Source organism: Kitasatospora sp. NPDC052868, assembly GCF_044547105.1.
Classification (GTDB): Bacteria; Actinomycetota; Actinomycetes; order Streptomycetales; family Streptomycetaceae; genus Kitasatospora.
This window is the reverse complement of sequence record NZ_JBITZW010000008.1, coordinates 21,152-40,189: the sequence shown is the minus strand read 5'-3', so window position 1 is coordinate 40,189 and position 19,038 is coordinate 21,152. Positions and strand designations below refer to the sequence as shown.

Genomic DNA, 19,038 nt, shown 5'->3' with positions numbered 1-19,038 from the left:
TCGCCGTGAGCACCAATCAGCCAGCACCTGCCGCCGGGCCGTCCGACGGCCTGACCGCCGAGCAACTAGCCGACGAGGAACTGGAACCCGGTGCCCTCTCGGCCGAGCGCCGCCGCCGGGCCAAGGCCCTGCTCCGCGGCTCGATCCGCCCCCACCGGGGCACGGTCGCCGCCGCCATGACCGCCGCGGCGATCCGCCAGCTCGCCCTGCTCGCCGTGCCCTGGTGCGTCCAGAAGGCCCTCGACCAGGGCCTCGAGAAGCACGACAACGGCGCCCTGCTCACCTGGGCGGGCGCCACCGCGCTCGCCGCCCTCATCCAGTTCGCCGGGCTCTACGGCTGGCAGTACTGGGCCGGCTACGCCGACGCCAAGGTCGGCGCCGACCTGCGCGCCCGCCTGCTGCACCACCTCTCCGGCCTGGACCGGGCGGCCCTCGCCTCGCGCGGCCACGGCGACCTCGCCATGCGCGCCACCCGGGACACCGACCTCGTCCGCGAGTGGGTGCACGGCCTGGCCATCTGGGTCGTCCTCGGCACGACCTTCCTCACCGTGCTGCCCGCCATCGCCACCCTCGACCTCAGCCTGCTGCTGGTCACCCTCGCCACCCTGCCGTTCCTGGTCTGGGTCAACCTCTACTTCCCGAAGCGCTTCACCGCGGCCAGCGGCGAACTCGCCAAGGCCCACGGCGACCGCGCCGACGCCGTCGCCGACCTGCTCCAGATCGGCACCGGCCTGCGCGGCACCGGCGGCCACCGCCCGCTGGTCGACCGGCACCACGGCGCCAGCGCCGAAGTCACCGAACGGACGGTCATCGCCGCCCGGATCGAGGCCGGCTGGGCCGCCGTCGCACCATTCGTCCCGCGCCTGGCCGTCGCCGCCGGCCTCGGCTTCGGCGGCCTCGCCGTCGTGGACGGCCGCCTGACCCGCGGCGGACTGGTCGCCTTCACCGTCTGGATGGCCATCGTCACCCTCGCCACCCGGGTCCTGGTCGACCGCCTCCTGGAGCGCGGCCAGGCCGATGTCGCCGCCGCCCGGATCGACGAGGCGCTCTCCATCAGCCCGGTCGTCGCCGAACCGCCCGCGGGCCGGGCCAAGGACCTCCCCGACCACGGCACCCTGGAGTTCGCCGGGGCCACCGCCGTCCGGGACGGCCGCACCGTCCTCGGACCGGTCGCCCTCAGCGTCGCCCACGGCGGGTTCGTCGCCGTCAACGGCGCCACCGGCTCCGGCAAGAGCACCCTGCTGCGGCTCGCCGTCCGCCTCGACGACCCCGACGCAGGCACCGTCAGCTACGGCGGCACCGACCTGCGCGAGGCCCGGCTGGACCAGGTCCGCGAGCGGATCTCCTACGTCGCCCAGCGGCCCGTCCTGCTCTCCGGCACCGTCGCCGACAACCTGCGGCTCGGCCGCGACATCCCGCTGGAGACCCTGCACGAGGCCTGCCGCACCGCCGGCATCCACGACCAGCTGACCGCCATGCCCGACGGCTACGACACCGAACTCGGCGAGGGCGGCACCGCGCTGTCCGGCGGCCAGGTGCAGCGCCTGGCCATCGCCCGGGCCCTGCTCGGCGACCCCAGGGTCCTGCTGCTGGACGACTCCACCTCGGCGCTGGACACCACCACCGAGCAGCTCGTCCTCGACCGGCTGCGCACCTGGGCCGGCCCCGACCGCACCGTCCTGTTCGCCACCCACCGCTCGGCCGTCCTGGACGCCGCCGACCGCGTCGTCACCCTGGAGCCGCCGCGCGGCGGCCCGGGCGGGAACGACACCGCCACCGAAGGGCCCGACGCCGTGACCGCCCCGAACACCATGGAGGTGGCCCGTGGCTGAGCAGCCCCTGCTCCAGGACGAGGCCGACGAGCGCGGGGTGCTCCGCCGCGCCATGCCCTACCTGCGCCCGCACCGCGCCCGCCTCGGCCTCGCGCTCGGCGTCGGCCTCGCCGACTCCGCCGCGCTGGTCGCGGTCGCCCCGCTGATCGGCCTGGCCACCAGCTCGGCGGTCAGCCGCGACCGCGGCGGCCTCGGCCTGGCCGTCGCCCTGCTGGTCGTCCTCGGGGCGGCCCAGCTCGTCCTCGCCCGGGTCGGCGAACTGCTGCTCATCAAGAACGGCGAGAACGTCGTGCGCACCCTGCGCGAGCAGGCCGTGGAGAACCTCGCCACCGCCCCGCTGCGCTTCCTGGAGAGCCACCGCAGCGGCGAACTGCTGCGCCGGGCCACCGGCGAGGTCGCCGCGCTCGCGGCGTTCGTCCGGCTGCACCTGCGCAACCTGGTCTCCTCGGTCGCCACGCTGGCCTTCACCCTGATCATGCTGACCGGCTACTCCTGGCTGCTGCTGCTCGTCCAGCTCGCCGTGTTCCTGCCGCTGACCCTGCTCGTCACCCGCTGGTTCCAGCGCGACGCGGCGGCGGCCTTCGGCGGCAAGGCGGCCGCGGAGGCGACCGTCGCCGCCACCTTCTCCGAGACCCTGACCGCCCGTGAGGCCCTGCAGACCTCCCGCGGCCTGGCCGGCTGGAGCGCCCGCTTCGGGCGCGAGAACCGGCACGCGGTGCACGCCGCCCGCCGCGCCCTGCGGGTGGAGAACCGGATCGACCTGGTCAGCCTGATCGAGGGCACCGCGCTGGTCGTGCTGCTGCTGGTCGGCGGCTGGATGATCACCCGCGACACCGTCGAGGTCGGCACCGTGGTGGTCTTCGTCATCGCCAGCCGCAACCTCTTCGACTCCTTCGCCGACCTCTCCCAGCTGGTCGGCGAGGTGCAGACGGCCCGCACCGGCCTCGCCCGGCTGCTGGACCTGCTGGCCGCCACCGCCCCAGGGCGCCGCCCCGCCCGCATCGAGGACCTCCCCGCCCGGGGCGACCTGCGCTGCGTCGCCGTCGACTACGGCTACCGCGCCGACCGGCTCTCCCTGCACGGGCTCACCCTGGACTTCCCCCGGGGCAGCCGCACCGGGGTGGTCGGCGAGACCGGCTCCGGCAAGACCACCCTCTCCAAGCTGCTCTGCGGCCTCTACCACCCCGACGCCGGCTCGGTCAGCTTCGCCGGGACGGACCTCGCGGACATCCCGGAGCAGCAGCTGCGCCGCCGGATCGTCCTGGTGCCGCAGGAGGTCCGGATGGTCTCCGGCACGATCGCCGACAACCTGGCGCTGGTGCAGGGGGCGCCGGACCGGGAGCGGATCGAGCGGACCGTCGAGCAGCTGGGCCTGCGCGAGTGGCTGGACGGCCTGCCCGGCGGCCTGGACGCCGAGGTGGGCCAGCGCGGCGGCAACCTCTCGGCGGGCGAGCGGCAGATCCTGGGCGTGGTGCGCGCCGTCCTGGCCGACCCGGCCGTCCTCGTCCTGGACGAGGCCACCGCGGACATCGACCCGGTGACCGCGGCCCGGCTGGAGCACGCGCTGGACGAACTGCGGGCCGACTGCACGCTGGTGGTCATCGCCCACCGGCCGGCCACCATCGCGCGGCTGCCCCGGGTGGTCCGGCTGGACGGCGGACGCCTGGTCGGTGACGAGTCGGCGGGCGGGGGCTCTGCGAGTGACGAGCCGGCGGGCGTCCTGAAGGTGAGGAACCGGCAGGCCGGGGCGTGAAAGCCGGTACCCCGGCTGGTCTCCGAACCCCAGGTTAGGCTAACCTAATCATGTGATGATCGCCCTGTGCCGCCGCCCGGCTCCCCCCGGGACGGCGGCACGGGTCTGTCCGGGCTCGCAGACACCCCCCACGGATTGGGCTGACCGATGAACACCGACACGGCACCGCCGCGCATGCGGATCGTCCGCCATCCGCTCAAGTACCGCCTGTTGGAGGTCAAGCAGGTCGTCCGGGTCACCCCCGGCACCGTCCGGGTGACCTTCGCCGGCGACGCCCTGGAGGGCTTCTGCGAGCAGGCCCCGACCGACCACGTGAAGCTCTGCTTCGCCTTCCCCGGCGACGAGCTCCCGGTCGAGCCGGTCGTCGAGAACGACACCTGGATGGACGCCCCCGAGGGCATGTCCGAGCCGCTGACCCGCGACTACACCATCCGTCACTACCGGCGCGAGGCCCGCGAGCTGGACATCGACATGGTCCTGCACGGGACGGGCGTCGGCTCCAGCTGGGCCGCGGCCGCTGAGCCCGGCATGAAGCTGGGCGTCTTCGGCCCCCGCGGCTCGGAGGAGATCCCCTTCGTCCACGACTGGTACCTCCTCGGCGCGGACGAGACCGCCCTGCCCGCGCTCGCCCGCTGGCTGGAGCTGCTCCCGGCCGGCGTCAAGGTCCTGGCCTTCGTCGAGGTCCCCGGCCCCGAGCACGAGCAGCCCCTGGCCACCGCCACCGACGCCACCGTCACCTGGGTGCACCGCGGCGACGCCGGGTCCGGCAGCACCGACCTGCTGGAGCAGGCCATCCGGGCCGCCGAACTGCCCGAGGGCATGGGCTTCGCCTGGGTCGCCGGCGAGGCCAACACCCTCAAGCCGATCCGCCGCTACCTGCGCAACGAGTGCGGCCTGACCAAGAACCAGGTCGACGTGGACGGCTACTGGAAGCGCGGGGTGGCCAACCACGACCACCACGAGGACGACCACCAGCCGCACGCATGACCGCCGACACCCTGCGCAGGCCGGCCCCGACCCGGACGGCGCCCGCGCCGCGCCGGCGGGCCGGCGCCGCCCGCCGCACCGCCTGGCTGCTCGGCTCCGTGCTGCTGCTCGCGCTGCTCGCCCTCGCCGGCATCGCCGTCGGCGCCCGCTCGGTGGCCCCCGGCCAGGTCCTGCACGTCCTGCTGAACCACGAACCCGCCTCCGAGGACTGGATCGTGGTCCACCACTCGCGGATCCCGCGCACCCTGCTGGGCATCGCCGTCGGCGCCGCCCTCGGGATCGCCGGGGCCATGATGCAGGCGCTCACCCGCAACCCGCTCGCCGACCCCGGCCTGCTCGGCATCAACGGCGGCGCCGCGGCGGCCGTCGCGGCCGGCACCGCGCTGTTCGACCTGCGCTCCTTCGGCGCCTTCGTCTGGTTCGCCCTCGCGGGCGCCGCGGTGGCCGCCCTGGTCGTCCAGATCCTCGGCGGCGGCGGCCGCGCCTCGGCCACCCCGGCCCGGCTCGCCCTCGCCGGCACCGCCGTCACCGCCGTGCTCACCGCCTTCGTCAACGGGCTGATCCTGCTCGACCCGCTGACCCTCAACCGCTTCCGGTACTGGCAGGTCGGCACCCTCGCCGGCATCGACACCGCCGTCCTCGGCCAGGTGCTGCCCTTCCTCGCGGCGGGCGCCGTCCTCGCGCTGTTCCTCGGCCGGCCGCTGAACGCGCTCGCCCTCGGCGACGACGCCGGGCACGCGCTCGGCGCCAACCCCGGCCGGACCAGGCTGCTCAGCCTGCTCGCGATCACCCTGCTGTGCGGAGCCGCCACCGCCGCGGTCGGCCCGATCGCCTTCATCGGCCTGGCCGTCCCGCACCTCGCCCGCCACATCTGCGGACCGGACCAGCGCTGGATCATGCTGATGTCGGCCGTCCTCGCCCCGGTGCTGCTGCTCGCCTCCGACATCATCGGCCGGATCGCCCTGCACCCCGCCGAACTCCAGGTCGGCGTCGTCACCGCGTTCATCGGGGCCCCGCTCTTCATCGCCCTGGTACGCGGCCGGAGGATCGCCCAACTGTGAACAGCCCCACCACGGTCGAGCGGTCGGCGGCCGCCGCCGCCCCCGCCCCCGCACCGCCCGCTCCCCGTACCGCCGTCCCGCTGCGCGCCGTCCGGCTGCCCGGCGGCCTCTCGCTGCGCTGGCACGCCCGCGCGACCATCGTCGGCCTGCTGATCGCCGCCGCGCTGTGCGCGGCGGTCGTCTGGACCCTGACGGCCGGTGACTACCCCCTGCCCGTCTCCGACGTGGTCGAGGTGCTCACCGGGGGCGGGCGGCGCGCCGACCGCTACATCGTGATGGAGGTGCGGCTCCCCCGGCTGCTCACCGCCCTGCTGGTCGGGGCGGCCCTCGGGCTCGCGGGCGCGCTCTTCCAGACCCTCGCCCGCAACCCGCTGGGCAGCCCCGACGTCATCGGCTTCACCGTCGGCTCGGCGACCGGCGCCCTCGCGGTGATCCTGGTCATCGGCGGCAGCGCCGCCACCGTGGCGGGAGGTGCGGTGGCGGGCGGCATGCTCACCTCCGTCGCGGTGTACCTGCTCGCCCGGCGCGGCGGGACCCAGGGCTACCGCCTGGTGCTGGTCGGCATCGGCGTCAGCTCGCTGCTCTCCTCGCTCAACGCCTACCTGATCGCCCGCGCCTCCTTCAGCGACGCCCAGAGCGCCGCGGTCTGGCTCACCGGCAGCCTCAACGCGCGCGGCTGGGAGCACTGCGTCCCGATGGCCGTGGCCCTCGCGGTGCTGCTGCCCGCCGCCGTCCTGCTCGGCCGCCCGCTGCGGATGCTGGAGATGGGCGACGACGCGGCCTCCTCGCTCGGCGTCCGCACGGAGGGCGCCCGGGTCTGGCTGGTGCTGATCGGCGTCGGCCTGACCGCCGCGGCCACCGCCGCCGCCGGCCCGATCCCGTTCGTCGCCCTGATCGCCCCGCAGGCCGTCCGCCGCCTCACCCGGGCCACCGGCCCCAACCTGCTCGGCTCAACCCTGCTCGGCGCCCTGCTGCTGGCCCTCAGCGACCTCGCCGCCCAGCGCCTGCTGGCCCCCACCCAGCTCCCGGTCGGCGTCCTCACCGGCGTGGTGGGCGGCTGCTACCTGGTCTGGCTCATCCTCGGCCAGTGGCGCACCAAGCGCGGCTGACCGCCCGGGACTTCAGGAGACGCACGAATACGGCGGCGGGGGCGGGGGGGGGGGGCCCCCCGGCCCCCCCCCCGGGGGGGGGGGGGGGGGCCCCCCCCCCCCCCCCCGCCGCCGTGTCCGTGCCGTGTGTCGCCCGTTCAGAGATCCCGGGTGAAGACCTGGGAGTCGCGGGTCGGGTCCAGGCCGGCCGCCCACGCCCGGGGGGCGGCCGAGGCGGGGATCCGCCGGAAGCCGTGCCGCAGGAACAGGGCGCCGCCGCCGGTGGTGGCGGTCACCAGGGCGCGCAGGCCCCGGCGGCGGGCCTCGGCGACCACGGCGGTGACCAGGAGCGAGCCGAGGCCCGCGCCCTGGCGGTCGGTGCGGACGCAGAAGTTGTGCAGCAGGCCGGTGGCGGGGCGGTCGGCCTCGGGGGCCAGGGCGCGCAGCGCGACGCAGGCGTCCAGCCGGGCGGGCCCGGCGTCCTCGGCGCGGACCATCAGGAAGGTGTCGTCGGGGTGCCGGTAGGCGTCCGGGGTCCGCTCGCGCAGCGCGCCGGAGCGCATGAACGGGGCGGACAGCGCGTAGAGCGCCTGCGCGTCCGCCCCGGTGGCGCGGACCGCCCGCAGGGCGGCGGCCGGGCGCAGCGCCGCTGTCACCGCGAGGAGCCGCGGTGTGCGGGGGCCAGCGGGACGACCAGCGGGGTGCCGGTCTGCGGGTCCTCGATGATCTGGCAGGGCAGGTCGAAGACCTGCTCGACCAGTTCGGCGGTGACGATCTCGGAGGGCACGCCCTCGGCGACCACCGCGCCGTCGCGCATGGCGATCAGGTGGGTGGCGTAGCGGGTGGCCTGGTTGAGGTCGTGCAGCACGGCGACCAGGGTGCGGCCCTGGTCCCGGTGCAGGCGGGCGCACAGGTCGAGCACCTCGACCTGGTGGGCGATGTCCAGGAAGGTGGTCGGCTCGTCGAGCAGCAGCAGCGGGGTCTGCTGGGCGATCGCCATGGCGAGCCAGACGCGCTGGCGCTGGCCGCCGGAGAGCTCGTCGACGAACCGGTCGGCGAGGGCGTCCACGTTGGTGGCCGCCATGGACTCGGCGACGATCCGCTCGTCCTCCCGGGACCACTGCCGGAACAGGCCCTGGTGCGGGTAGCGGCCGCGGGCCACCAGGTCGGCGACGGTGATGCCGTCGGGCGCGGTGGAGCTCTGCGGGAGCAGGCCGAGCCGGCGGGCCAGCTCCTTGGCGGGCAGCGCCCCGATCTGTTCGCCGTCCAGCAGCACCCGCCCGGCGGCGGGCTTCAGCAGCCGGGCGAAGGCCCGCAGCAGGGTGGACTTGCCGCAGGCGTTGGGGCCCACGATCACCGTGAACGAGTCGTCCGGCACCGCCACCGACAGCTCGGTGGCGATGGCGCGGTCGCCGTAGCGCAGCGTCACCTTCTCGGTGAGCAGCCGCCCGTCGGTGGTGGTCACTTCCCCTCCAGGAGTTCGTCGGTGGTCAGGACGACGGCGCACTTCTCGGCGGCCCAGCGCAGCGCCTCGGCGTGCTTGTCGGCGGAGAAGTCGGCGACGGCGTCGCCGACCACGAACGCCTGGATGTCGCGTGACCACGCGTCGGACGCGGTCATCATGACGCCGATGTGGGCGTAGACGCCGACGATGACGAGCTGGTCGCGGCCGGCCTTCTCCAGCAGCTCGGCGAGGTCGGTGCGGGCGAACGCACTGTACTTCCACTTGAGCAGCATGACGTCCTGCTCGGCGGGTGCGACGACGTCCGGCACGCCCTGGGCGTGCTCGTCGGCGGGCAGCCCCGGGCCCCAGAAGTCGAGTTGGAGGCCGCGCTCCCGGGGGGTCTGGCCGCCGCGCTGGTGGGAGTAGACCACCGGCATGCCCTGCGCCCGGGCCCGCTCCAGGATCCGCGCGGTGTTGGCCAGGGCGGGGGCCAGCGGGGGGCCCTCGGCCGGGAACGCGCCGAGGAAGTAGTTCTGCAGGTCGTGGACGAGTACCGCGGCCCGCGCCGGGTCGACCTGCCACGGCACCTTGCGCGGCGGGAGGTCCGCGGGGCCGGGCAGTTCGTAGGGGGCGATGGCGGGCAGTGCCATGCGAGGGGGGCCTTTCTGGGCTAGCGGGAGGTGGTGCGGAGGTCCTTCTTGCTGACCTTGCCGACGCCGGTGCTGGGGAACGCGTCGACGAACTCGACGCGGTCCGGGACCTTGTAGTCGGCGAGTCCGGCGGCGCGGACGAAGGCCTTCAGCGCGGCGGGGCGGGGCCGCTCGGCACCGGGCCGCAGGATCACGTAGGCGCAGCTGCGCTCGCCCAGGTAGTCGTCCGGGATCGCGACGACCGACACGTCGTGCACCGCGGGGTGGGCGAGCAGGACGTTCTCGACCTCCTCGGCCGCGACCTTCTCGCCGCCCCGGTTGATCTGGTCCTTGGCGCGGCCCTCGACGACCAGGTGGCCGGTGGGCGTGCGGCGGACGAGGTCCCCGGTGCGGTAGAAGCCGTCGGCGGTGAAGGAGCGCGCGTTGTGCTCGGGCGCCCGCCAGTAGCCGCGGATGGTGTAGGGGCCGCGGGTCAGCAGGTGCCCGGTGGTGCCCTCGGGCACGTCGGCGTCCTCGTCGTCGACGATCCGGATCTCGTCGTCGGCCGAGATCGGGCGGCCCTGGGTGGTGAGGACGGTCTCCTCCGGGTCCTCGGGGCGGGTGTAGTTGACCAGGCCCTCGGCCATCCCGAAGACCTGCTGGAGCCGGCAGCCGAGCGCCGGGCCCAGTCGGCGGGCGGCCTGCTCGCTGAGTTTGGCGCCGCCGACCTGGAGCAGTTCGAGGCTGGACAGGTCGTGGCCGCTGCCGGGGGCGCTCTGCGCCCAGACCAGGGCCAGCGGCGGAACCACGCCGGTGATGGTGACCCGCTCGCGGGCGATCAGCGGCAGTACGGTCGCCGGGCTGGGCTCGCGGGCCAGCACGACCCGCCCGCCGGCGTGGAAGGTGCCGAGCGTGCCCGGCGAGCTGAGCGCGAAGTTGTGGGCGGCGGGCAGTGCGCAGAGGTACACGCTGGCGGGCGACAGCTCGCAGATCACGGCCGACTCGCGGACGCTGTACAGGTAGTCGTCATGGGTGCGGGGGATGAGCTTGGGCAGCCCGGTGCTGCCGCCGGACAGCTGGAGGAAGGCGAGGTCGCCGGCCTGCGGGGGGTCGGCGGGGTCTGCCGGAGCGGCCGGGTCGGTCGGGGCGTCGGCGCGCAGTTCGGCGAGCGGGGTGAAGCGCCCGGGGTCGCCGACCACGAAGACCTCCCCGAGGCCGGGCACCGCCGCGCACACCTCGGCGGCCAGTTCGCGGTGGTCGAAGCCCTCGTGGCGGTCGGCGACGAACAGCGCCCTGGCCTCGGCGAACGCGCAGAAGTAGGAGATCTCGGCCCGGCGGTGCGCCGGGAGGGCCATCACCGGGACGACACCGGCCCGCAGCGCGCCGAAGAACACCTCGAAGAACTCGGCCACGTTGGGCAGTTGCAGCACGACGCGGTCGCCCTTGCGCAGCCCGCGGGCGAGCATCCCGGCGGCGAGCCGGTCGGCGCGTGCGTCCAGCTCGGCGTAGCTCCAGTGGCGGTCGCCGTCGGTGACGGCGATCCGCTCCGGGGTGGCGGCGGCGTGGCGGCGGATCATGGTGTCCAGCGTCTCGCCGGTCCAGTAGCCGGCCGCGCGGTAGCGGTCGGCGACCTCCTGGGGGTAGTGGCTCATTCGGCGTTCTCCAGTCCGACGGCGTGCAGGAAGGTCCGGAACTTCGCGGCCGTCTCGGCCAGTTCGTGTTCCGGGACGGAGGCGGCGACCACGCCGGCGCCGGCGAACAGCCGCAGCCGCTCGCCGTCGGCCTCGGCGCAGCGCAGGGTCACGACCCATTCGCCGTCGCCGTCGGCGTCGCCCCAGCCGACCACGCCGGTGTAGAGGCCGCGGTCGAAGGGCTCCAGGGCGCCGATCAGCGTCCGGGCGCGGTCGGTCGGGGTGCCGCAGACCGCCGGGGTGGGGTGCAGGGCCAGCGCGAGGTCCAGGGCGCTGGTGGCGGGGTCGCGCAGGGTCCCGGTGACGGTGGTGGACAGGTGCCACATGGCGGCCGTGCGGACGAGCGAGGGCTGCGCGGGGGCGACGAGGTCGTCGCAGTGCGGTGCGAGCGCCTGCCGGACGGCGTCGACCACGAAGGCGTGCTCGGCGAGGTCCTTGGGGGAGCGGGCGAGCTCCTCGGCCCGGCGCCGGTCCTCCACCGGGTCGGTGCTGCGGGCGGCGGACCCGGCCAGCGGGTTCGACACCACACGGCGGCCCTGACGGGAGACCAGCAGTTCGGGGCTGGCGCCGATCAGGGTGGCGGTGCCGCCGGCCGGCACGGCGAAGGTGTAGCCGTGCGGGTCGCGGTCCAGCAGCCGGCCGAGCATGGCGGGGAGGTCGGTACCGCCGGGGGAGGTGAGCTCCAGGGTGCGGGCGAGGACGACCTTGGCGAGCTCCCGGTCCGCGTCCATCAGCCGGACCGCCTCGGCGACGGCGTCCCGGTAGCCCTCGGGCGCGGGGACGGGGCGCCTGGTCCACGCCGACTGCGCCGGGCGGGCGGGGGCGGCGGTCCGGGTGCCGCGGATCGGCTCGGCCCGCAGCACCCGCTCGGGGACGAACAGTTCGGCGGGGCGGCCGGGGGAGAAGGGGATCGCGCCGACCACGAGCGGGTCGCGGCCCTCGGCCCGCGCCGCGGCCAGCAGTCGGCCGGCCTCGGCGGGGTCGGGGACGGACCGGTGCACGCCCTCGGCGAGCAGGGTCCGGGTGGGGCCGACGAGGAAGGCCCGGTCGGCGGCCGGGCGGTAGGCGGCCAGCAGCCCGCTGCCGTCCAGCGGGGTCGCGACGGGGGACCGGGCCTCGGAAGCCGTGGTCATGGTGCTCCGTTCTGCCCGGTGCCGGGGGCACCGGGGTGAGGGGACTCGAAGGGGCGCGCTTCCGGGCCGCCCGGGTCGGGGTCAGGCCCGCAGCGTGGCGCCGCCGTCGACGTAGAGGTCGTGCATGGTCACGTGCCGCGCGCGGTCGCCGGCCAGGAAGAGCACGGCCTCGGCGATGTCCTCGGGGGCGGCGATCCGGCCGAGCGGGATCCCCACCCGGTAGGTGGCCGGGTCGCCTTCGAGGACCCGGCGCTCGGCGTCGTCGTCGGTCCACAGCGCGCGCTGCATCGGTGTGTCGGTGGACCCGGGCGAGACCAGGTTGCAGCGCACACCGGAGGCGGCCAGTTCCAGGCCCAGGCAGCGCATGAACATCGTGGTGGCCGCCTTGGAGGCCGCGTAGGCGGCCATGTTCATCCGGGGGACGCCGGCGGCGTTGGACCCGACGGTGACGATGCTGCCCCGGCCGCGCCCGGCCATCCGGCGCCCGACGGAGCGGCAGGTGTGGAAGACCCCGGTGGTGTTGACGGCGAAGGTGCGCTGCCAGTCCTCGTCGCTGGTTTCGATGGCCGGTCCGGCGTGCAGCACGCCCGCGACGTTGACCAGGATGTCGAGCGGTCCGTACTCACGCTCGGCCTGGTCCACCAGCCGATCGACGGCTTCGGCGTCCGTGACGTCGAGGCGGTGGACCGAGGGCCCGGAGGGGGAGAGGTCGCAGGCCACGACGCGGGCCCCGCGATCGGCCAGCAGCCGGGCGACGGCGGCCCCGATGCCCTGGGCGGCGCCGGTGACCAGGGCGGTCCGGCCCTCGAACTCCTCGGTGGATATCGATGCCACGGGTCACCGCGCCTTCGTGGCGGCCGACTTGGCGGCGTCCAGGCCGGTGCGACGCGGTCTGGGGACGCGGCTGAAGGCGGGTGGCATGGACGTTCTCCCTGGGGTCGGAGCGCGGCGGCTGTCGGACAGGCTTGCGAGACAACGAGGTAAGGTTAGCCTAACCGCATCGGGGGGCTCCAGCGCCGCCCGGGACGCGCCCGCGCGGCCGTCGTCGTGCCCGTGCGCCCCGGACCGCGCGGCCGTCCGGAATCCGGACCCGGTCGTGACGGGCGGGGCTCGCGGGCCCTAGGGTGGAGGTGCAGTCGGTTCGCCGTGTCCTCCAGCCACGGCGTCGTAAGAGGGAACCCGGTGGGAATCCGGGACTGCCCCGCAGCGGTGAGTGGGAACGACCGCCGTCACATGCACTGGGCCCCGAGGGGCCTGGGAAGCGACGGCCAGTAGGTGTCCGCCTGACTCAGGCGGACGTGCCGACGAGTCCGAAGACCTGCCACTGCCCGTGTGCACCCCGCACGCGGAGATCTCGGTGACCTCGTGGGCGGGTCGGCGGAGCGGGCGGGCACATCCTGGTGTCGCGCACCCACTGTCGTACCTTCACGTCCTCGTGCTCTCCCGGGATCGCAGCGCGACTCGCGAAGGAGAGTTCCGTGTCATCGAGTTCCACCACCGCTGCCGCCACCCCCTCCACCACCGCCCCGCAGGCCACCGTCCACGGCTACCCGCGGCAGGGCCCCAACCGGGAGCTGAAGAAGGCGATCGAGGGGTACTGGGCCGGCCGGGTCGGCGCCGAGGCCCTGCAGACCACCGCGGCGCGGCTGCGCCGCGACACCTGGCAGCGGCTCGCCGACTCCGGCGTCTCCGAGGTCCCCACCGGGGACTTCTCGCTCTACGACCACGTGCTGGACACCACCGTCGCCGTCGGCGCGATCCCGGCCCGGCACCGCGCGGCCGTCGACGCCGACCCGCTGGACGGCTACTTCGCCATGGCGCGCGGCACCCAGGAGGTGGCGCCGCTGGAGATGACCAAGTGGTTCGACACCAACTACCACTACCTGGTACCCGAGTTGGGGCCGGACACGGTCTTCGCCGCCAACCCGGCCAAGCCGGTCGGCGAACTGCGCGAGGCCCTCGGCCTCGGCCTCACCGCCCGCCCCGTCCTGGTCGGTCCGCTGACCTACCTGCTGCTGGCCAAGCCCGCCCCCGGCGTCGCGGCCGACTTCCAGCCGGTCACCCTGCTGGACCGGCTGCTGCCCGTCTACGCCGAGCTCCTCGGCGAACTGCGCGCGGCCGGCGCCGAATGGGTGCAGCTGGACGAGCCCGCCCTGGTCCAGGACCGCACCCCGGCCGAACTCAACGCCGCCGCCCGCGCCTACCGCGAGCTCGGAGCCCTGACGAGTCGGCCGAAGCTGCTGGTCGCCGGCTACTTCGACCGCCTCGGCGAGGCCCTCCCGGTGCTGGCCAAGGCCCCGATCGAGGGCCTCGCACTGGACTTCACCGGCCCCGCCGCCGCCAACCTCGACGACCTCGCCGCGGTCGGCGGCCTGCCCGGCAAGCGCCTGATCGCCGGCGTGGTCGACGGGCGCAACATCTGGCTCAACGACCTGGAGAAGTCCCTCGCCACCCTCGGCACCCTGCTCGGGCTCGCCGACCGGGTCGACGTCGCCCCGTCCTGCTCCCTGCTGCACGTCCCGCTGGACGCCGAGGCCGAGCGCGACCTCGACCCGCAGGTCGCCCGCTGGCTGGCCTTCGCCCGCCAGAAGACCGCCGAGATCACCACCCTGGCCCGCGGCCTGCGCGAGGGCACCCACACCATCACGGCCCAACTCGCCGTCAACCGGGCCGGACTGGCCTCCCGCGCGGCCTCGGCACTCACCCACGACCCGGCCGTCCGGGCCCGGGTCGGCGCCACCACCGCCCGGGACGCCCGCCGCGACCAGGCCTACGCCGAACGTGCCGCCGCCCAGCGCGCCCGCCTCGACCTGCCGCCGCTGCCGACCACCACCATCGGCTCCTTCCCGCAGACCACCGAACTGCGCACCGCCCGCGCCGACCTGCGGGCCGGCCGGATCGACGCCGGCACCTACCAGGACCGGATGCGGGCCGAGGTCCGCGAGGTGATCGCCTACCAGGAGAAGGCCGGCCTCGACGTCCTGGTCCACGGCGAGCCCGAACGCAACGACATGGTCCAGTACTTCGCCGAGCAGCTGAGCGGCTACCTGGCCACCCAGCACGGCTGGGTGCAGTCCTACGGCACCCGCTACGTCCGCCCGCCGGTGCTGGCCGGCGACATCTCCCGCCCGCACCCGATGACCGTCGACTGGTTCCGCTACGCGCAGGACCAGACGGACCGTCCGGTCAAGGGCATGCTCACCGGCCCGGTCACCATGCTCGCCTGGTCCTTCGTCCGCGACGACCAGCCGCTCGGCGACACCGCCCGCCAGGTCGCGCTCGCCCTGCGCGACGAGGTCGCCGACCTGGAGGCGGCCGGCGCCGCGGTGATCCAGGTGGACGAGCCCGCGCTGCGCGAGACCCTCCCGCTGCGGGCCGCCGACCGGCCCGCCTACCTGGACTGGGCCACCGAGTCGTTCCGGATCTCCACCTCGGGCGTCCGGGCCGACACCCAGATCCACACCCACATGTGCTACGCCGAGTTCGGCGAGATCATGGCCGCGATCGACGAGTTGGACGCCGACGTGATCTCCCTGGAGGCCGCCCGCTCGCACATGCAGGTGGCCCATGAGCTGGCCGGCGCCGGCTACCCGCGCGAGGTCGGCCCGGGCGTGTACGACATCCACTCGCCCCGGGTGCCGAGCACCGCGGAGGCCGCCGCGCTGCTCCGCAGGGGGCTGGCGGCGATCCCCGCCGAGCGGCTCTGGGTCAACCCCGACTGCGGTCTGAAGACCCGCGGTTGGCCCGAGACCCGCGCCTCGCTGGAGAGCCTGGTCGAGGCCGCCCGACTGGTCCGCGCCGAACTGGACGGCTGACCGCCACGCCGGGGCGGGTGCGCGCATCGGCTGCGTGCGCACCCGCCCCGGCACTTCCGCGCGTACCTAGGCCGCACCGGACCGGTCCGGTGCGGGCTCGGCCAGGACCAGATCGAGGAGACCGGGGAACCGCTGGTCGAACTCGGGGCGGCGGAGCCGGTTGAGCCGGCGCGGGCCCTCGTCGCGCTGCTCGACGAGGCCGGCGGCCCGCAGCACAGTGAAGTGGTGGCTGCGTGTCGCCTTGGTCACCGGGAGGTCGAACGTGCCGCAGGCCCGGGTCCAGTCGGGGGCGCCGGCCAACTCCCTGAGGATGGTGCGCCGCACGGGGTCGCCGAGCGCGTCGAGCGCGTCCTGGAGCGACACCTCGGTCGGATGGGCGTGGGTGAGGCTGCGGGTGCGGGCGGACACGGTTGATCCCTCGGCAGGGTGTTCGACGGTCGTCGTACACTGTTATGGTCGATGCTCGTCGAACACTGTAGCCCGGGCCCTCCGGAAAGCGAGCGTTCCCATGCCTCTGGTCCGTATCGACCTGTCCGTCACCCGGCCGCCCGCCCTCCGGCGCGCCATCGCCGACGGCGTGCACCAGGCCCTCGTCGACGCCGTCGGCATCCCGGCCGGCGACCGCTTCCAGATCGTCACCCCGCACGATCCCGAGGAGCTGGTCTTCGACCCGAACTACCTCGACGTGGCCCGCCGGGACGTCGTCTGCGTGCAGATCACCCTGGTCGCGGGTCGGCCCCGGGAGGTCAAGCTCGCCCTGTACCGACAGATCGCGGCCAACCTGGCCGATGTCGGCGTGCGGCCCGAGGACGTGTTCGTCACGCTCGTCGAGAACGCCCTCGACAACTGGTCGGTGGGCAACGGCAGGGCGCAACTGGTCGACCTGGGTGGTGTGGCGGGAGTCCGCGTCGAGCCGTGATGCGTCGCATCACGGCTGTCGTGCGCGCCGGCCGGCCCCCGACATCCCGACGCGAAAGCCCTACTGCCGGGCGACGCCGGGGGTGAGCTGGTAGCGCTCCGGGCGGCTGACGGTACGGCGCTCCTCGGGGGTGAGGAGGTCCCGGCGGGCCAGCCAGGCGAGCAGGCGCAGTCGGGCGTGCTGGTCCCGGCGGTCCGGGAGGCCGCTCCCGGCGGGCTGCGGGGTGGTGGGCAGGCCGTCCTCGCGGAGCAGGACCCTGGTCGGCCGGCCGTCCTCGGCGGGGACGACCTCCAGGACGGAGAACCGCGAGCCGGGCGGGAAGACCACCTCGTGCTCGCCGTCCTCGGCGAACACCGCGGTCCTGCGGCCGGTCACCGACCACACCGCGAACTCGACGGGCGTCCCCAAGTCGATCTCGTGGGAGGGGAGTCCGACGACCGGGGCGGGCTCGGACAGCAGCGCCCCCGGGACGTAGTGCCGCAGCTCCGACTCGCCGGCGTGGGCGCCGAGCAGGACGGCGCCGTGGTGGCTCGGCAGCCTGCGCAGGCCGGAGCCGAGGCAGGCCAGGAAGGAGGCCAGCGGGCCCGGGTCGGGCCGGCGGGCCGCCGCGACCAGCTCCGCGCGGGAGACCGGGACGCCGGTGTCGACATGGTGCAGGTAGACCGCCGCGAGGTCGCTCTTCAGGTCCTCCCGCGCGCTGGAGCGCAGGGCCGGGAGGCGCATGGCCACCTGGTCGGCGTGGCTTGCGCAGCGCTGGAAGTGACTGCCCAACAGGTCCTTGAACGCGGCGCGTTCGGCGGCGATGCCGGGCCGGGGGGAGGCGGTGGCCGGCTCGGGGGCGAGCGGCAGGGCCGCTACGGGGAGCTCGGCGGGGGGCTCGGGCGCGGGCTCGGGCGCGGGTTCGGCCGGGAGTTCGACCACGGGCTCCGCCGGGGGCTCGGCCGCGGGCTCGTCCGGCTGCTTGTGCAGGGGGCTGACGACGGGCGGTTCCAGCACGGCGGCTTCGACGACGGGCGGCTCGGGGACGGCGGCTTCGAGGACGGGGGGTGCGGCGACGGGCGGCGCGGGAGCGGCCGGGTCGACGACGGCCGGTTCGACGACGGGCGGCTCGGAGGAGGTCGTGGCGGTGACGCCCGGTCGGACGGGTTCGTCCGGCACTCCGACGACCCGGCCGAAGGTCACGGCCCCCGAGCTCGGCACGCCGTTGACCATCAGGGCCGGCTCGGCCGCCCCCGGGTGGGCGAGCGCCTCCAGCAGTCGGCCGAGGCCCGCCAGGACCTCCGGCGGCACCGGCTGGCGGCCCGCGCCGACCAGCAGTCGCGGCCGGGTCGGGTCCGGCTCCTGCAGCCGGGGATCCCGGTCCGCGCCGGGGTCGGCCGGGCGCAGCCACAGACCGGCGGGCACGGCCTCCAGCCACCACCCCGGTACGTCGGTCTCGAAGAGCGCCGGTCCGCACGACGCCAGGCCGTTCGGCGCGTCGCGCCAGGCGGAGGCGAACAGGCGGCGCAGCTCGGCGGAGGCGGTCAGCTCGGTCAGCCACGGCTCCCAGGTCGCGTTGCCGTCGGCGTCCAGGAGGCGGGACGAGTACCCGCCGGCGGTGCGCATCGGCAGGCCGACGGCCGCCCGGACGTCGCGCTCCAGGGCGACCGCGAGTTCGGCGGCCAGTCGGCTGAGCGCGCGGACCGTCGACCACGGTGCGCTGAGCAGCAGTTCACCCTGGTCGGAGGGGATCAGCCGGCGGACGGTGGCGGCCAGCCGCGGGGCGGCCGGGAGCGGGCCGCCGGGGTGGCCGACGACCAGGACGAAGGTGCCCTCGGCGGCGTCGGCCCGCTGCAGTGTGCCGGGTCGGCCGGCCTCGCCGGGCCCGGTCCTGATCCAGAAGCCGTGCGGCAGCGTGGTGACCAGCAGGCCTTCGGGGCCGGGGGCGGGCGCCTGGGGGGCGGCCGGCTCGGCCGGTATGGCAGGTACGGCGGGGGACGCGGCCCGGGACACGGGCGCGGGGACCGGCGCCGGGTTGGCCACCGCAGCGGCCACCGCAGCGGGTGCCGCAGCCGCACCAGCCGCACCAGCCGCACCAGCCGCACCAGCCGCGCCCGCCGCGCCCGCCGGGGCGGCCGGCGGCCAGACCGGGCCGAGCGCCTGGACGGCCCCGGCGGGCGGGCACAGCCACCAGGAGGAGCCGGTGCCCTCCTCCGGGCCGCTGGTCAGCAGGGTGCCGTCGGGCCGGAGCGTGACCATCCCGTCCGGGGCCACCACCGTCATCCCGGCCAGCTCGGCGAGCTGTTCGGCCGGCCGCCGTCCGACCGCCGGCGCGGCGGCGAGCCCGGACGCGGCCAGGACCAGGGTGGTGGCACCCCGGGCGGCGGCGGTCCGGGTCAGGTCCGCCAGCCGCCCGAGCAGGACGGCCGCCGCGTCGGGGGCGGCGGCGAGCAGGATCAGCGCGTGCGGGGCGGGCTGCAGCCGCTCCAGCGCCGCCGCCAGCCCGGCCGGCCCGGCGGTCGGGGCGATCACGAAGTGGTCGCCGGCCTGGTGCAGGGCCGAGGAGCCGGCCGGATCGGCGCCGCCGCGGCGGCGGGTCAGCCGACGCCACCCGGGGCCGGCGGCGGAGCCGTGGCCGGTGTCGGTGCCGCCCACGGCTCCGCCGGTCGGTGCTGTTGTGCTCATCGTTCCGCCCTCTCCCTGCCCG

At 75.7% G+C, this 19,038-nt stretch carries 15 protein-coding genes and 1 riboswitch; of the genes, 7 read left to right on the top strand and 8 right to left on the bottom strand.

Going from position 1 to position 19,038, the window contains the following annotated elements; all coding sequences use genetic code 11:
* Positions 1-5: 5 nt before the first annotated feature.
* From ACIGZJ_RS15535 to ACIGZJ_RS15515, 5 genes are all read left to right on the top strand, one after another.
* Complete coding sequence (locus tag ACIGZJ_RS15535) at positions 6-1,832, top strand: ABC transporter ATP-binding protein (RefSeq protein ID WP_396457696.1); 1,827 nt, start codon at positions 6-8, stop codon at positions 1,830-1,832.
* Positions 1,825-3,585: an ABC transporter ATP-binding protein gene (locus tag ACIGZJ_RS15530; protein WP_396457695.1), complete on the top strand. Its 1,761-nt coding sequence runs from the start codon at positions 1,825-1,827 to the stop codon at positions 3,583-3,585. The genes ACIGZJ_RS15535 and ACIGZJ_RS15530 overlap by 8 nt, the downstream gene beginning before the upstream one ends.
* Positions 3,586-3,732: 147 nt before the next feature.
* Positions 3,733-4,572 (top strand): siderophore-interacting protein, encoded by an 840-nt coding sequence (locus ACIGZJ_RS15525; RefSeq protein ID WP_396457694.1) that lies wholly within the window; start codon positions 3,733-3,735, stop codon positions 4,570-4,572.
* Positions 4,569-5,633 carry a FecCD family ABC transporter permease gene (locus ACIGZJ_RS15520; protein WP_396457693.1) on the top strand — a complete coding sequence of 355 codons (1,065 nt, stop codon included), beginning with the start codon at positions 4,569-4,571 and terminating at the stop codon, positions 5,631-5,633. Before ACIGZJ_RS15525 ends, ACIGZJ_RS15520 begins: the two co-directional genes overlap by 4 nt.
* Positions 5,630-6,742, top strand: coding sequence for a FecCD family ABC transporter permease (locus tag ACIGZJ_RS15515; RefSeq protein ID WP_396457692.1), 1,113 nt, complete (start codon positions 5,630-5,632; stop codon positions 6,740-6,742). Before ACIGZJ_RS15520 ends, ACIGZJ_RS15515 begins: the two co-directional genes overlap by 4 nt.
* Before the next feature lie 137 nt (positions 6,743-6,879).
* Here the strand turns inward: ACIGZJ_RS15515 and ACIGZJ_RS15510 are convergent, their stop codons facing one another.
* From ACIGZJ_RS15510 to dhbA, 6 genes are all read right to left on the bottom strand, one after another.
* Entirely contained in the window at positions 6,880-7,377 is a 498-nt protein-coding gene (locus ACIGZJ_RS15510) for a GNAT family N-acetyltransferase (protein ID WP_396457691.1), read from the bottom strand.
* Positions 7,374-8,186, bottom strand: coding sequence for an ABC transporter ATP-binding protein (locus ACIGZJ_RS15505; RefSeq protein WP_396457690.1), 813 nt, complete (start codon positions 8,184-8,186; stop codon positions 7,374-7,376). The genes ACIGZJ_RS15510 and ACIGZJ_RS15505 overlap by 4 nt, the downstream gene beginning before the upstream one ends.
* The gene (locus ACIGZJ_RS15500; RefSeq protein ID WP_396457689.1) at positions 8,183-8,815 is read right to left on the bottom strand and encodes an isochorismatase family protein; all 633 of its coding nucleotides are present in this window, start codon (positions 8,813-8,815) and stop codon (positions 8,183-8,185) included. Before ACIGZJ_RS15500 ends, ACIGZJ_RS15505 begins: the two co-directional genes overlap by 4 nt.
* A 20-nt stretch (positions 8,816-8,835) precedes the next feature.
* Complete coding sequence (locus ACIGZJ_RS15495; RefSeq protein ID WP_396457688.1) at positions 8,836-10,446, bottom strand: (2,3-dihydroxybenzoyl)adenylate synthase; 1,611 nt, start codon at positions 10,444-10,446, stop codon at positions 8,836-8,838.
* A complete protein-coding gene (locus tag ACIGZJ_RS15490; protein ID WP_396457687.1) occupies positions 10,443-11,618 on the bottom strand; it encodes an isochorismate synthase in 1,176 nt (391 codons plus the stop codon). The genes ACIGZJ_RS15495 and ACIGZJ_RS15490 overlap by 4 nt, the downstream gene beginning before the upstream one ends.
* 81 nt (positions 11,619-11,699) lie before the next feature.
* Positions 11,700-12,443 carry a 2,3-dihydro-2,3-dihydroxybenzoate dehydrogenase gene (gene dhbA, locus ACIGZJ_RS15485; RefSeq protein ID WP_396457918.1) on the bottom strand — a complete coding sequence of 248 codons (744 nt, stop codon included), beginning with the start codon at positions 12,441-12,443 and terminating at the stop codon, positions 11,700-11,702.
* A gap of 295 nt (positions 12,444-12,738) precedes the next feature.
* Positions 12,739-12,959: riboswitch (cobalamin riboswitch) on the top strand.
* A 137-nt stretch (positions 12,960-13,096) separates the two neighbouring features.
* On the opposite strand from dhbA, the gene metE reads away from it, so the two are divergent.
* Positions 13,097-15,433: a 5-methyltetrahydropteroyltriglutamate--homocysteine S-methyltransferase gene (gene metE, locus ACIGZJ_RS15480; protein ID WP_396457686.1), complete on the top strand. Its 2,337-nt coding sequence runs from the start codon at positions 13,097-13,099 to the stop codon at positions 15,431-15,433.
* A 66-nt stretch (positions 15,434-15,499) separates the two neighbouring features.
* Here metE and ACIGZJ_RS15475 read toward each other — a convergent pair whose 3' ends face one another.
* Positions 15,500-15,841: an ArsR/SmtB family transcription factor gene (locus ACIGZJ_RS15475; protein ID WP_396457685.1), complete on the bottom strand. Its 342-nt coding sequence runs from the start codon at positions 15,839-15,841 to the stop codon at positions 15,500-15,502.
* 100 nt (positions 15,842-15,941) lie between these two features.
* On the opposite strand from ACIGZJ_RS15475, the gene ACIGZJ_RS15470 reads away from it, so the two are divergent.
* On the top strand, positions 15,942-16,352 hold the full coding sequence (locus ACIGZJ_RS15470; RefSeq protein ID WP_396457684.1) for a tautomerase family protein: 411 nt from the start codon (positions 15,942-15,944) through the stop codon (positions 16,350-16,352).
* Between the two features lie 60 nt (positions 16,353-16,412).
* On the opposite strand, the gene ACIGZJ_RS15465 is transcribed toward ACIGZJ_RS15470, so the two are convergent.
* Positions 16,413-19,016, bottom strand: a complete 2,604-nt coding sequence (locus ACIGZJ_RS15465; protein WP_396457683.1) for a hypothetical protein — start codon at positions 19,014-19,016, stop codon at positions 16,413-16,415.
* Positions 19,017-19,038 lie beyond the last annotated feature (22 nt).

What these genes read in the sequence shown, in the direction of transcription:
- ACIGZJ_RS15520 (WP_396457693.1), top strand. Translation starts at nt 4,569, where the DNA reads ATGACCGCCGACACCCTGCGCAGGCCGGCCCCGACCCGGACGGCGCCC.
- ACIGZJ_RS15470 (WP_396457684.1), top strand. Translation starts at nt 15,942, where the DNA reads ATGCCTCTGGTCCGTATCGACCTGTCCGTCACCCGGCCGCCCGCCCTC.
- ACIGZJ_RS15500 (WP_396457689.1), bottom strand. Translation starts at nt 8,815, where the DNA reads ATGGCACTGCCCGCCATCGCCCCCTACGAACTGCCCGGCCCCGCGGAC.
- ACIGZJ_RS15465 (WP_396457683.1), bottom strand. Translation starts at nt 19,016, where the DNA reads ATGAGCACAACAGCACCGACCGGCGGAGCCGTGGGCGGCACCGACACC.
- ACIGZJ_RS15490 (WP_396457687.1), bottom strand. Translation starts at nt 11,618, where the DNA reads ATGACCACGGCTTCCGAGGCCCGGTCCCCCGTCGCGACCCCGCTGGAC.
- ACIGZJ_RS15525 (WP_396457694.1), top strand. Translation starts at nt 3,733, where the DNA reads ATGAACACCGACACGGCACCGCCGCGCATGCGGATCGTCCGCCATCCG.
- ACIGZJ_RS15495 (WP_396457688.1), bottom strand. Translation starts at nt 10,446, where the DNA reads ATGAGCCACTACCCCCAGGAGGTCGCCGACCGCTACCGCGCGGCCGGC.